We start from the raw sequence: 12,950 nt of genomic DNA, 5'->3' as shown, positions 1-12,950 counted from the left end.
CATGCTCCAGGACGTCCCGCACTGGACGCACATCTTCGACCAGAGCCAGCACATCCCTACGCTCGTCACGCATTACGGCGCGATCGCCGCTGTTGTCGCGGGAGCGGCCTTCTCGGTGTACAAGGCGGCTAGCGCGGCACTGTGTCACTGGCACAACCGGCGGTTCCACCAGGACGACCGTCTGATCACGGTGTCGGTTCCGCCGCAGGTCGATCCGGCCAGCGCGCCCGCCTGGTTGGCCCACCAGACCGCCCTGCTCGCCCCGGCATGGAAGCGCTGGATCTTCGGACAGCCGTACCTGGCCTTCGAGTACGTCGGCGACGCGTCCGGAGTCCGCGTGCAGATCTGGGTGCCCGAAACGGTGCCGCCCGGCATGGTCGAGGAGACCATCCGAGCTGCCTGGCCAGGCGCCACCACCACAACGACCCGCCCCGCCGCGCTTCCCATCCCGACGAGGGCAGCGACGGTCGGTGGCCGTCTCGTGCTGTCCCGCGATGACTCCTATCCGCTGAAGACCGATCATCAGACCGATCCGGTCCGCTCCCTTCTCAGCGCGATGTCGGGACTTGACGAGGGGCAGTACGCCGCCGTCCAGATCCTCGCCCGGCCGGTCACCGGCCGTCGCCTCATGCGCGCGCACCGAGTCGCCTCCAGGCTGAAGGATGGGCGCTCTGCCTCGTCGCGGGGCTTCTTCTTCGACCTGATCACACCTGGAATGCGCGCGAGTACCTCCGGGCACGCATCCCCCGCCACACGGGCAAGTGCGCATCCCGAGCGCGCCGAGCAGGTTCGCGCGATCCTGGCCAAGGCGGCTCAACCACGCTTCGAGGTCGAGATCCGTTACGCGGTCGGGGCACCCGACACCGAACACTTCCAGAAATGGCTGCGCGGTCGAGCGCACGCCCTCGCATCGATCGCCGCGCTGTACGCATCCGGCCACCAGCACCTACGCCGCCGCAGGCTTCCAGACCCGACCAGCGCCCTAATGTGGCGTCGATTCCGACGCGGCTACCTGCTGGGCGCCGCCGAACTGGCCGCCCTCGCACACCTGCCCCTGGACCAAGACGCGCCCGCGATCACGCGCGCCGGAGCCCGACCCGTCGCCCCGTCACCCGACGTCCCCACCGGCCCGGACGCCGTCAACGGTCCCGCACGGCTGCTGGGCGACGCCGACGCGAGCCACCGGCGCCCGGTCGCGCTACCGGTCACCGGCGGACGCCAGCACGTTCACGTCCTCGGACAGACCGGCGTCGGCAAATCCACCCTGCTCGCCTCACTCATCCTGGACGACGCCCATGACGGCCGCGGCGCCCTGGTCATCGACCCCAAAGGTGACCTGATCGCCGACGTCCTCGACCGCCTCCCCAGCCGCATGGCAGGCCAAACGGTGGTGTTCGACCCGTCCGACCCCGCACCGCCGCCCTCGGTCGGGATCTTGTCCGGCCCCGATCCGGCGTTCGCGGTGGACTCGGTCGTGTCGATCTTCCATCGCTGCTTCCGTTCGTCTTGGGGGCCGCGCCTGGACGACCTGTTGCGCTCGGCCTGCCTGAGCCTCATGCACGCTCACGGTTCCCGCGCCACCCTTGCCCAGGTCCCGCAGCTCCTCACCGACTCGGCATTCCGTGCCCGCGTGGTCGGACGACTCTCGGACGATCTCCTACGCGGGTTCTGGTCCGGCTACGAAGAACTGTCACCTGCCGGAAGGGCCGCCGCGATCGGCCCCGTGATGAACAAGCTCCGCGCCGTCCTGCTCCGCCCGTTCGTCCACCAAGCCCTCTCCGCGACCGGATCCACCGTCGACTTGGCCCAGCATCTCGACCACGGCGGCCTCGTCCTGGCCCGGCTCCCCAAGGGCGTCCTCGGCGAAGACGCCGCCCGCCTCATGGGGTCACTGCTGCTCGCACACACCTGGCAAGGCATCACCCGCCGCGCCGCACTGCCCGAGCACGAGCGGCCGGACTCGGCCGCCTACATAGACGAGTGCCACAACTTCCTCAACCTGCCCGGATCGGTCTCCGACATCTTGGCCGAGGCCCGCGGCTACCGCCTCTCGCTCGTCCTGGCCCACCAACACCTCTCCCAACTGCCCAAAGATCTGCGCGACGCGGTGTCCGCCGACGCCCGCAACAAGATCTACTTCGCGGCCTCACCCGAAGACGCGAGCGACCTCGCCCGGCACGCCGGCCCCGTCCTGTCCGCACACGACCTCGCCCACCTGGGCGCCTACCAGGCCACCGGGCGCCTCGTCACCGCCAGCCAGCCAACCCAAGCGTTCACCTTCCGCACCCGCCCGCTCCGCGACCCGATCCCCGGACGCGCCGACGAGATCCGCCACGCCTCACGCAAACGGTTCGCACCGCACCCCATCACCTCTAAGGCAACCGCGTCTCCGGCCAACACGGTTCTCCTCGATCCCCGCACCAACCACGCCGCCGAGGACGAGGAGCGCAAGTAATGGCCAAGACCATCCGTCACCGCCGAGGCTCCGGAACTACCGGACGCGCGGCACCGGAGAAGCTCCTCGAACTGCGCCGGCGGCTCACCGACCGGGACCGAGCGATCCTCGAACTCGTCTGGGAACACCGCGTCCTCACCACCCACCAGATCGCCGCCATCTTCTTCACCGCGCCCAACAAGGCGCGCGACCGGCTCCTGCAACTGTTCCGGCTTGACGCGCTGGAGAGATTCCAGCCGTGGGTGCCAGTCGGTGCCGCACCCTTCCACTGGGTACTCGGCCCGGTCGGCGCCCAATGCCTGGCCGCTCACCGAGACACCGACCTCGCCGGACTCGGCTACCGGCGCACCACCGTCCTACGGATCAGCCACTCCAAGCACCTCGCCCACCAGGTCGGCGTCAACGAGTTCTTCATCCGCCTACACGCCCATGCGCGCCACGTCCCCGGTGCGCGCCTCGAGAAATGGTGGCCCGAACACCGATGCGCCCAACTCTGGGGCGACCTCGCCCGCCCAGACGCCTACGGCCGATGGAGCGAGCCATCTCGTGAAGGCGACGGACCAGCAACGATCGACTTCTTCCTCGAACACGACACCGGCAGCGTCACCCTCGCCAAGGTCGCCGCCAAGCTCAACGGATACGAGGCCCTCGCCGAAGCGACCGGCATCAACACCCCGGTTCTGTTCTGGTTGCCGAGCAGCCGCCGTGAAGCCAACCTCCGCAGACTCCTGGGAACACCACCCGTCCCCGTCGCGACCGCCGTCCACACACCAACGACCAGCAGCCCGGCCGCCCCCATCTGGCTACCCGCAGGTACGGACGGACCACGCCATCCGCTGGTCGCCCTGGCAACCACGCCGCTCCGGCAACCCCTTCCCGGGTCCCGCGAGACGGAGGACGGCCGTTGCCCGTAGTCGCCGGACTGGTCGCCCTCGTCGTCCTGGCCGTCGTCCTGATAGGCGCTGTCAGCGGATCATCTTCTTCGCCCAACGAATGCGGCCTGGACACGGACGGTCCACCGGTCGCCGGAATCCCAGCCAACTACCTCGCCCTCTACCGCAAGGCCGGAGCCCAGTACCGCATCCCATGGGAGATCCTCGCCGCCGTTGGCGCAGCCGAGTCCGACCACGGCCGATCCCGCGCACCCGGCGTCCGCTCAGGCGAGAACCACGCCGGAGCCGGTGGCCCCATGCAGTTCCTCGCAGCCACCTGGGCCGCCTTCGGCATCGACGGCAACCACGACGGCAAGAAAGATCGCTACGACCCCGCCGACGCCATCCCCGCCGCCGCCCGCTACCTCCAACACAACGGCGCACCCCAGAAGATGCACGCCGCCCTGTTCGCCTACAACCACAGCGACGCCTACGTGGGGGACGTCCTCCACCGCGCCCGCCGCTACAAGGCCACGCCACCGATCGCATGCACCGACTCCGGAACCATCGCCGCCCCGAACGAGACGATCGCAAAGATCATCGCTTTCGCCATGGCCCAACGCGGCAAGCCCTACGTCTTCGGCGCCACGGGCCCGCACGCATGGGACTGCTCCAGCCTTGTCCAGGCCGCCTACCGAGCCGCTGGCCTCGCCATCCCGCGCACAACCTTCGCCCAATGGCCCTTCGGCATACGAGTCCCCAACCACCGGGCACAACCCGGAGACCTGGTCTTCTTCAACTCAGGCCCCGGCACCTCCACAAACCGCCCCGGCCATGTCGGCCTCGTCATCGCCCCAGGCAAGATGGTCGCCGCCCGCTGCTCAACCTGCCGCCCCGCCATAGGCGTAGAAACCTACCGCCGCCAAGACTGGGTCGGCACCACCCGCCCTCTGCTCAAGCTGAGAGGCCGCCCCCACTCCCCAGACGATCGATGGAAGACTTGAAAGGGCCTCTCACTGCGACCTGCCGAGCACGAACGGTCGAATAGGTCAGATTGCCGATCAAGTCGGAAACAAGCGCGGCACGGCGCTGCACCCGGCCGAGCGGCGGCCCTTCCTCACATCCACGATTCGGACGTGATCGTCACCTCGCGGTCCACGAGATACTTCTCCCGGTCATGGCGCATCGTCAGCCGGACGCGCGCGGTCTCCTGGAGTTCCCGGAGTCTGACCTGCTCCGCCTGCAGATCGGCAGCGATCTCGGCGGCCCGTGAACGAGTGCCCGGGTCGGCTCCTCCAGGCTCTCCTGCGGATCGAGTACGCGCGCTTGCCGCCGGCCAAGTCTTTGATCCTGGCTTTGACCGTGGCGACCTGCGTCTGGTGCCCGCCGTCCATCCGGGCGAGAACCACCTGAAGGCGTTCGCGTCGGTGAAGATCTCCCGGGTGTTGAACTCGTCCAGCCCCTCTATCAGCGGCTTTCCCCCACCCGTTACGGCGGGTTGCCCGTCGGGCAGGTAGGCGCGCTGGAGCTGCACTTGTAGGAGGTATTGTCGAAGTCCTCCTTGCCGAACATTTGCCGCCCGCACAGCCCGCAGGTCCTGTAGGAACTCAGCACGAAGAACCGTCGAGGCTTCTTGGGCCTGCTGGGGCCACCTGGGCGACTGCGGCACCGCGCGCTAGTGCGGGCGACCCGCTGCGCCTCGGTGACGACCTCGATCGTCACCAGACCAGGTGGGCTCACCGGACCATATCCACGCTTCGGGCGGGTTGTTCCTCCCGCTCGCCGGAGAGGTCGCGGTTCCACACCATGTAGCCGGTGCACTTGGGGTTGCACAGGACGTCGCACACCGAGGAGTAGGTCCACCGGCCTACCATCCGGGACTTGGCCGGGCGCCCGGTGCTGGATTCAGCCACCACCTACCGAAACACTCCTGCTCCGCCCCCCAGAGTACTGCGGTGCCAGTTCGATCTCCGACTGGTAGCCGGTCGGCGCCATCGGGTCGAGTGGGAGGAGTCGGGAACGGGATCGCCCTGACGGGAGTCTTAAGAGGGGTGGCTCTTCGATGATCGCTGATCTGGAAGGTTGCGATGGACGCAAACACCGTGACTGCGGTCTGCGCAACCGCAATAGCCGTATTGTCTCTCGTGGTTTCCGTCATGGCAGTAAGAAATCAGCAGCAACACAATCGGAATTCGATTCGACCGCTTCTAGAATTTCGTCACGCGAGAATCAACGGCGGAAGAACTGGAATTAGGTTAGCCAATTGGGGGCTCGGGCCGGCAATCATTCGCAAGACGGTACTGATTCTAGATGGCAACCCCCTTGGTCCCTGGGAGGAGTCTATTGTAAATAGTATGCTGAAAAACCTGCCAGAATGGCCTGGCGCAAGAACCTTCCGTGCGGGTCAGCCAATTCCTGCCGGATCTGACATCTTCCTCATTTGTCTTGAGAATTTCAACGTAAATCAGCATTCATGGTTTTTGGATTTGATTCGATGTCGGATTCAAATAGAGATACATTATGATTCCATGTATGGCGGTGAAGGTTTCAAGATCGTCTCGGAAAGTTGGCCGTGGCCCAATCAAACCCCGTCCAGTCATGGTTCTCCAATGCTCGAATAATAGAACTGCAGTTGAGATGCTCCCGGCTTGCGGCGCGGGACCACCGATAGTACGTAGCTATAAGTGCGGCCCTGGCGATCGGTCGACCCGCCAAACAACTATCGACATGCGTCGATCTAATCTTCGGCGTCGATGATCCCAAGTTCGGTACAATATTTGACCTGGCTGCCTGCCTGACGTATGAACATGCAGGACACGCCTAGCGATAAACTTGACCGATGAGGCATTAGCCTAGATCGAGCGGACGACCGCGCAGGCCCCGATGGCGTTCCACCTACCCGGGGCCCGCGTACACCTCGCGACATCGTCAAACTCACCCATGCCGGGACGCACCCGGCTAGATGTCGAAGTCGCCAGCCTTCATGCGGTTGAGGAGGCCGGCAAAAACGGCACGCTTGAGGGCGAGATGACCGCCGTTGGGGTTCTTGCTGTCACGGATACCGATGGCCGACGATGCCTCTGCGATCTCCACACACTCCTGCTCGGAGTTGCTACGGCTGCTTTTACGCCACTTGGCCGCAGCGAAGTCAGCGCTCATGGTTCGTTCATCTCCCTTGCTATCTGCCGGAACAACGCCGAACTGTCCTCCGAAGGCAAGGCGTTGCTCCAAATGGCCGCGAACGCTTCGGCGTAGCGGTCGATCTCACGGGGTTTGTCCAGATACAGGGCCCCGGTGAAGCCTTGCACATAGACTGTCGGCGGTTCGTGGTCGCGACCGTCCGCCGTCGTCGGGAACCGGAGGACGATGAACGGTCCGGTGTCCAGCCCCTTATGCGCGCCCGTCGAGAACGGCACGACGCGGACAGACACGTTGGCGCGTTGGTTCACCTCTGCGAGGTGGCCGAGTTGAGCGGCCATGATTGTCGGCCCACCCACCACCCGACGCACCACGGCCTCGTTCAAAACCACCTTCAGTTCGGGAGGCGCCGTTGGACGAGTGACCAGCGTCTGTCGCTGGACTCGCAGTTGCACCCTGCGGTCAATCTCCTCGTCCTGTAGACGGGTGTTGTTCCGGATGACCGCCCGGGCATAGTCGGGGGTCTGAAGAAGGCCAGGGATCAACTCAGGTGAGTACTCCTCTCGGCTGCGTGCTGCCTCCTCTAGGCCGATGAACAGGTCGAAGCCGTCCGGGATGACGTCGCCGTAGGCGTGCCACCACCCCTTTCCTTTGGTTTCCTTGGCGAGGCCCATCAGGGCCACTTTCAGCTCGTCGCGTGCCCCGTAGACGCGGCACATTAGCTCGACGTCGTGAGACCGCAGGGACGTTTGCCCGGTCTCGATCCTCCACATCTTCGCCTCGGACCATTCGAGCGCTTTCGCGGCGGCTTGCACCGTTAGGCGTGCGTTCGTCCGAAGTTCGCGCAGGTACCGGCCGAGCTGCCTCCGAGGGACGGTCGACCCCGTCGCGGCTCCCGTCATCCGCTTCACCTCCATCCCGGGGCGGTCTTTCACTCGAAATGAAAGCATCCCCCCGCACGATTCGCAATGAGTCTCCGACCTGCGGAAATTCGGCACGGAGATTCACTCTGACACCTTGCAGTCCTGGTTTTCATGGTGCTCTACTCGGTGTCAGCACGGAGGTAGTTCGCGACAATCCGTGATCTCGGCGAGCCGGTCAGGGCGCCCGTTCCGCGCTTCGCCACAGCAGAGGAACAACTGCCCCACGCACGAAGGAAGCCGATCATGAAGATTATCGACGAATACCGGAGCCCGGACGGCAACGGCCATGTCTTCGGAGCCTGACCATGGGAGCACACGTGCGGTCTCCCAAGGCGCGATACGTCCCCCCGCCCCCGGAGGCGAAGCGGACGCGCGGCCCCGCCACCCTGATCCCCCAGCGCGAGCGCGTTGCGTTCCTGGCCAGCCTGTCTAGGGCATTCGCCCATTTGGAGGGCATCGTCACGGTCTTCGCCGAGGCCGAGGGTTACGTCGTCCTCAACGTGATCCCCCTGGGCGTGCCCGGACGAGCCGTCACGGTCGGCTGCCACTACTGCCGGGACGGGGCGTGGTGGCTCTACGACATCCGCACGGGCGAGTTCATCCGGCCGGCGAACGACTCCAGGGCGGCGGCACACCAGATCAGAACCCAGATGAAAGAGGCAGTAGCGGCATGACCTTGGTGGTATCGGACTACCCCCGAAAGCAGCTCGGCAAGGTTGCCGAGATCAACGGCATGACCACCGCCGACGGCCCGTGGATCGCCGCGCGCGATGCGTTCGCCATCACCGGCCTCCAGGTCGGTGTGCTGGTGCGCTGGGAGGAAGAGGGCCTCATCTCGGTGGTTCAAGACGCCGTCGGGTCGCCGCGGCGGTATCTCAAGCCGGAACTCGAAGTCGTCGCCAAGTTGGGGACGTGCGGACCGCCGAACCTGCGAAGCCTTCGCCGCTACGTGAGGACCCAACCCGCGGACGCGAGCGGCAATGCCTTGCCTGTGAACCGTGACGAGCAGGAGAGCAACCCCGGGCCGGCAGCTTCGGAGGGCGCGGCGTACGTGGTCACGCTGGCGAACCTCCTGCGAGGACAGAATCTCACCGTCGACATGGTCGAAGAGCACCGGTTGCGCGTGTCCAAGGGCGCAAACTCGCGCGGGGTCGCAATCGAATGCCAGCGCCGCGCGAGTGATGCCGACCGCTGGTGGTTCAGCTGGGGCGGAGGCGTCTGGCTGTGCGAGGCCGACAACCCGACCGAGGCCGTGGTCCAGGTGAAGGCGGCGCTGCGCACCGTGGGGGCACCCCGATGACGGCGAGCGGACCGATGGCGTACGCGGCCAAGCCGGAAGCCATGGGTGCGCTGATCTCGACTCTGTTCGCCGACCGGCTTTTCGAGCACGGCATCCCCTTCGTGCGCGTCGGTCTGATGACCGCCTACGTGCAGGACCGCACAGCGGCGGAGCTGGCGGGCATGAAGCGCCGTCCCGCTGATGAGGCCATTGGAGCGGCCCTCGGCATCGTGGCGCAGGCGTGGGACGAGGCGATGACCATGCACGGCATGTTCCGCCGGACGATCGACCAATGCCAGCAGCAAGTTCGCCTGGAACTCGAAGAGGTCGTGGACGAGCACATCACGCTCGTGAGGAAGGCGACGGAGGCAGGACAGCCCGTGCCGAACGCGCATTCGGCGGTGCCACAAACCGACCAGGACGAGCCGTCGCGCGTCCAGATGCGCACCTCGGGCGCGGACCCAATCCCACAGCACTGCGCGCCTTGATGCAGGTCACACCCCACAGCGCCAGAAGGGAAGAGGGTTACGGGGTGCGGGTCCTGGAGCCGCGTTGATTCATGCGGTTCCAGGACCCTCCAGGCCCCGGAGGACCTTCGCCCCTCTACGGTCCCGCTCCGGGCCCTTCAACAGCACTTCGGTAAGAGAGGACACGTCGCGTGCTCAAGGGCTCACCCCTGAAGCTCTCCGCTGAGCGCCTCGTCATGGTCGTGCTCGTCCGAGAAGACAGCAGCGCCGGCGGCTCCATGCCCACCTACTCCTTGGACCAACTCCCTCGAGTGACGGCGCGCGCCCATACGGCAGGCGTAACCGCCGTGAAGGTCTTCGCCACCGACCGGCGTGATGTCTCAGGGACAAGAGCAGCAGCCCATGACTCGGTGATGACACGTGCGATCTGCGTCATCAAGTCGACGCAGCCGAGTATGGAGGTGATGACCGAGACCTGTTTATGCGCCTACGCCTCGACCGGCGAATGCCACCTCACCGGGCGCGCTGGGAAGCCCGACCAGGCGGCAACCAATGCGGCGCTGGCGCGCCAGGCCGTGACGCAAGCCAGGGCCGGAGCCGACGTGATCGGCCCCGCCGCCATGATCCCCGGCTCGATCGCGGCGTGCCGGAGCGCGCTCGACGCCGCTGGGTTCGACCAGGTCCGCATCATGCCGCATCTGATCGTGAGCTCACGCCTCTACGGCGGATACCGCGCCGCGATGGACATCCGGCCACAGTCAGCGCGTCGGCCCTTCCAGCTCTCCGTTTCGGGATCAACGGCCACGGCTGTTGAGCGGGGGCTGATGATGGTGGCCGAAGGCGCCGACTCGCTATTGATCGAGCCCGCCCTGTTCGCCACCGACATACTCAGCGGCCTGCACACCAAGGCCGACGTGCCCCTATTGCCTTTCTCCGTCTCTGGAGAGTGCATCACCCTTCCGCCCTCGCTGCTGGCCGAGGAGTACGCCATGCTCCTGCGCGCCGGAGCATCGCGTGTGGTCAGCCATGCCGCACTGACGCTCGCAACTACGCTCGGTGATGCGTCGCCCACCGTCCCAACGTCCTGAAAGCACTCCGTGATGACCGTCGTTCCTTCCGAATCGAGCACCTCTCTCACCCCAGCCGCCACCTACTTCCGTGAGGCACTGCCCGCGAGGGCGTTCCGGCTCGGTGGGCGCACCAGCCACCTCGCCCGCGCCTACGCCCGGCGCGTCATCGACGCCCTCACGGCCGTAGTGCCCGGCCTGGAAATCGAATACATCCCCATCGAGACATCGGCGGACCGATACAAGGGCGACCTGTCGGAGCTGGGCGGCAAGGGCCTGTTCATGAAGGAGATCGACAAGGCCCTGATGATGGGACAGATCGACGCCGCCGTTCACTGCATGAAGGACGTTCCGGGCGACGTCCCCCTGCCGAAAGAGTTCGTCTTCGCCGCTTACCTCCAACGTGACGACGTGCGCGACGCCGTGGTCTTCCCCGACGGCTCGAAGTACAGCACGCTCAGTGACCTTCCGCCCGGGGCGCGCATCGGGACGTCAGCCGTGCGGCGCAAGGCCCAGCTGCTGCGCAACCGCCCCGATCTCAACGTGCAGCGGTTCCGCGGCAACGTCGTCCCGCGCCTGAATCGACTCGACGAAGAGCGGGAGGTGGATGCCCTGGTCCTGGCGGGCGGTGGCCTGGCCAAGGTCGGCATGGAACACCGCATCTCGCAGCTCCTCAGCCTGGAGGAGATGTGCCCCGCCATCGGGGCCGGAGTGGTCGGCGTCCAGTGCCGCAAGGCCGACGAGGGAATTGTGGAGCTTCTCCAGGTCATCGATGACGCCGTGACCCGCACGCATATCCTCGCCGAGCGAACCATGCTCCACGCGCTCCAAGGGCACTGCAACAGTCCCATTGCCGGGCACTGCAACACCACCGACGACGGCCAGCTCAGCCTGATCGGCATGGTGTTCAGCCGCGACGGCGCGACGTTCGCCTACGCCCACGAATGGGACATCCCCGAGCACGCGTACGAACTCGGTGCCTTCGTAGCCGCGAGCCTAATCCGCAAGAACGCCCGAAGCATCATCGCCGGCACTCGTCTGCACTGAACGATGACGACAGGTATCGCATTCGAACCGAGGGGTTCACCTCCGGCTGGTACACCAACGCACGCGGTTTCTATGATCTCTACCCGGAAAGACAGCAAGAGGTTTGGATCGAGCGACTCTATGCCCGAACTTAAATAAGGGCAAGACCAAATATCACTGCCCGACTGCAGGCTCGCTCAAGTGCCGCTTCATCGCACGTCCTAGCCGCGCCTGGAGCTGCGTCGGCGAATAACAAGCTGGATTCCGAAACCGCGCAAGGCAAAAGAGAGAGCGCTGATCAGCGAAATTAGCGCCAAGGCCACCGGGACGATCCACCAGCGGGTATCCAGCATCTGGAAGAGGAAGACGCCGCTAAGTATCAACGAGGCAGTGGCGAGCAACGCAATGATTGAACGGGGAAACGCCTCTTCATGCTCTCGTCCCAGTTCGCTATCAATCCTCTCGGTTGCCTCCTGGAAGGCCGCGCGCCGCTCCTCGATCATGGCACCGTAGACCTCCCACAACCTGGCGCGCCGTTCCTCTTCGCCCTGCTCATGGGACGAGCCACTCGCAGCCAAGCCAGACCACCGTCCTCGCTACTCAGTTGTCGGTCAGGAGTTTGCTGGCAGCAATCAGGTCGGCCAGTGCACGGATCAAGTTGCGGTGTTCAACGATGAAGTCCTTGGCGGTCGGTGCGTCGATCGAAAGAACGCCGAATTGCCTGCCATTACAGATGACCGGTGCAGCGATAACAGCCTCATACGAGTTCACAGATGTTGGTTTCAGATAACTAATATTGGGGGGCGTACCGTCGACCACCCATATAGCGTCCTTGTCCAGGATGTCGACTTTAATGTGGCTGCCACCAGGATGCGCGCCCTCGATCTTCGCGCGTGGCGAAGGCGCCGTCACTGGACTGAACTTGACCAGCTCATAATCGTCGGCTGCGGTCCGTGAGTAGAACGATGCTCTCGCCCGGGTATGGAAATTGGGAGGAGCTGGCGGGGCGATGAGACGCACCGCGCCTTCGAGGATCTCTTCGAGGAACCGTTCGAAGTTCTGTTGGGACGCGACATCGATAGGTGTGGTCCGGGGGTGGTCGCTGACGTATTTGGAAACCTGGTCACGCATGCGCTGTGCGCTTGGCAGAAGGATGTTGTTGTAGAGGAGCGTCATCTCGGCCTCGGCCTTGATCGCGCGTTCGCGCGCACGGGCGCGTGCGCGTTCCGCCATGTGGTTCTCGATGAACGTGCCGAGCACCGCCGTCAGCGCGAGCACGCCCCCGACCAAGTACATGAGCCGTTTGTCGTCGTCTTTGGCGAAGCCCTCGCCATAGACACCGATCGCAACCAGGCCGGCGCCGGAGGCTGCTGAGATGAAGAAGAATCCAAGAACCTTACGCCAGTACTTCCAACCCATGCCCACCTCGCCGCCCTCAACTAAGTATGCGGTAGCTCAAGCCTGACATTCCCGCATCGGTCAACGTCGGTGGATGCCGCAATCGTTAGGTTAGCCGCGTGGCCGCCTCTGGCCGTGACCTGACATCTCTAGATCGTTCTTGAGCGGTTTCACTGGATCCGGCGGATGACAACCGTGTACGAGGGCGAGATGCCCTCCACAATCTCGCCTGCGAGATAACGCAAAGAGGGCCGCACGCCCGGCGGCGCGCACGGGGCCGCACGCCCGGCGGCGCGCACGGGGCCGCACGCCCGGCGGCGCGCAC

Annotated in this window: 14 protein-coding genes; 8 read left to right on the top strand and 6 right to left on the bottom strand. The window is 65.5% G+C overall.

Annotated elements, in window-relative coordinates; all coding sequences use genetic code 11:
• The first annotated feature begins 1 nt into the window (after position 1).
• The 3 genes from IEZ03_RS27715 to IEZ03_RS27705 are packed head-to-tail and all read left to right on the top strand — an operon-like array spanning position 2 to position 4,331.
• Positions 2–2,455 carry a type IV secretory system conjugative DNA transfer family protein gene (locus IEZ03_RS27715; RefSeq protein ID WP_221481806.1) on the top strand — a complete coding sequence of 818 codons (2,454 nt, stop codon included), beginning with the start codon at positions 2–4 and terminating at the stop codon, positions 2,453–2,455.
• Positions 2,455–3,369 carry a replication-relaxation family protein gene (locus IEZ03_RS27710; RefSeq protein WP_184889534.1) on the top strand — a complete coding sequence of 305 codons (915 nt, stop codon included), beginning with the start codon at positions 2,455–2,457 and terminating at the stop codon, positions 3,367–3,369. Before IEZ03_RS27715 ends, IEZ03_RS27710 begins: the two co-directional genes overlap by 1 nt.
• Complete coding sequence (locus IEZ03_RS27705) at positions 3,360–4,331, top strand: C40 family peptidase (protein ID WP_184889536.1); 972 nt, start codon at positions 3,360–3,362, stop codon at positions 4,329–4,331. The genes IEZ03_RS27710 and IEZ03_RS27705 overlap by 10 nt, the downstream gene beginning before the upstream one ends.
• 113 nt (positions 4,332–4,444) lie before the next feature.
• Here the strand turns inward: IEZ03_RS27705 and IEZ03_RS27700 are convergent, their stop codons facing one another.
• The 4 genes from IEZ03_RS27700 to IEZ03_RS27685 form a co-directional block, all read right to left on the bottom strand.
• Positions 4,445–4,861: a hypothetical protein gene (locus tag IEZ03_RS27700; protein WP_184889538.1), complete on the bottom strand. Its 417-nt coding sequence runs from the start codon at positions 4,859–4,861 to the stop codon at positions 4,445–4,447.
• A gap of 202 nt (positions 4,862–5,063) precedes the next feature.
• Positions 5,064–5,240 carry a recombinase family protein gene (locus IEZ03_RS27695; RefSeq protein WP_184889540.1) on the bottom strand — a complete coding sequence of 59 codons (177 nt, stop codon included), beginning with the start codon at positions 5,238–5,240 and terminating at the stop codon, positions 5,064–5,066.
• A 1,045-nt stretch (positions 5,241–6,285) separates the two neighbouring features.
• On the bottom strand, positions 6,286–6,486 hold the full coding sequence (locus IEZ03_RS27690) for a DUF397 domain-containing protein (RefSeq protein ID WP_184889542.1): 201 nt from the start codon (positions 6,484–6,486) through the stop codon (positions 6,286–6,288).
• Positions 6,483–7,367, bottom strand: coding sequence for a helix-turn-helix domain-containing protein (locus IEZ03_RS27685; RefSeq protein ID WP_184889544.1), 885 nt, complete (start codon positions 7,365–7,367; stop codon positions 6,483–6,485). Before IEZ03_RS27685 ends, IEZ03_RS27690 begins: the two co-directional genes overlap by 4 nt.
• Positions 7,368–7,705: 338 nt before the next feature.
• On the opposite strand from IEZ03_RS27685, the gene IEZ03_RS27680 reads away from it, so the two are divergent.
• The 5 genes from IEZ03_RS27680 to hemC all read left to right on the top strand — a co-directional run bounded on the left by IEZ03_RS27680 (position 7,706) and on the right by hemC (position 11,248).
• On the top strand, positions 7,706–8,062 hold the full coding sequence (locus IEZ03_RS27680) for a hypothetical protein (RefSeq protein ID WP_184889546.1): 357 nt from the start codon (positions 7,706–7,708) through the stop codon (positions 8,060–8,062).
• Positions 8,059–8,688, top strand: coding sequence for a hypothetical protein (locus IEZ03_RS27675; RefSeq protein WP_184889548.1), 630 nt, complete (start codon positions 8,059–8,061; stop codon positions 8,686–8,688). Before IEZ03_RS27680 ends, IEZ03_RS27675 begins: the two co-directional genes overlap by 4 nt.
• A gap of 14 nt (positions 8,689–8,702) precedes the next feature.
• The gene (locus IEZ03_RS27670) at positions 8,703–9,155 is read left to right on the top strand and encodes a hypothetical protein (protein WP_189241243.1); all 453 of its coding nucleotides are present in this window, start codon (positions 8,703–8,705) and stop codon (positions 9,153–9,155) included.
• 170 nt (positions 9,156–9,325) lie between these two features.
• Positions 9,326–10,222 carry a porphobilinogen synthase gene (locus tag IEZ03_RS27665; RefSeq protein WP_184889552.1) on the top strand — a complete coding sequence of 299 codons (897 nt, stop codon included), beginning with the start codon at positions 9,326–9,328 and terminating at the stop codon, positions 10,220–10,222.
• A 12-nt stretch (positions 10,223–10,234) separates the two neighbouring features.
• The gene (gene hemC, locus IEZ03_RS27660; RefSeq protein WP_184889554.1) at positions 10,235–11,248 is read left to right on the top strand and encodes a hydroxymethylbilane synthase; all 1,014 of its coding nucleotides are present in this window, start codon (positions 10,235–10,237) and stop codon (positions 11,246–11,248) included.
• Between the two features lie 200 nt (positions 11,249–11,448).
• Here the strand turns inward: hemC and IEZ03_RS27655 are convergent, their stop codons facing one another.
• Together IEZ03_RS27655 and IEZ03_RS27650 are read right to left on the bottom strand one after the other, a co-directional pair.
• Positions 11,449–11,730: a hypothetical protein gene (locus tag IEZ03_RS27655; RefSeq protein ID WP_184889556.1), complete on the bottom strand. Its 282-nt coding sequence runs from the start codon at positions 11,728–11,730 to the stop codon at positions 11,449–11,451.
• 97 nt (positions 11,731–11,827) lie between these two features.
• Positions 11,828–12,646: a GAF domain-containing protein gene (locus tag IEZ03_RS27650; RefSeq protein ID WP_131951836.1), complete on the bottom strand. Its 819-nt coding sequence runs from the start codon at positions 12,644–12,646 to the stop codon at positions 11,828–11,830.
• Positions 12,647–12,950: the final 304 nt, after the last annotated feature.

The sequence above is a fragment of the Actinomadura livida genome, from assembly GCF_014648675.1.
Classification (GTDB): Bacteria; Actinomycetota; Actinomycetes; order Streptosporangiales; family Streptosporangiaceae; genus Spirillospora; species Spirillospora livida.
This window is presented reverse-complemented; position numbering and strand designations above follow the sequence as displayed.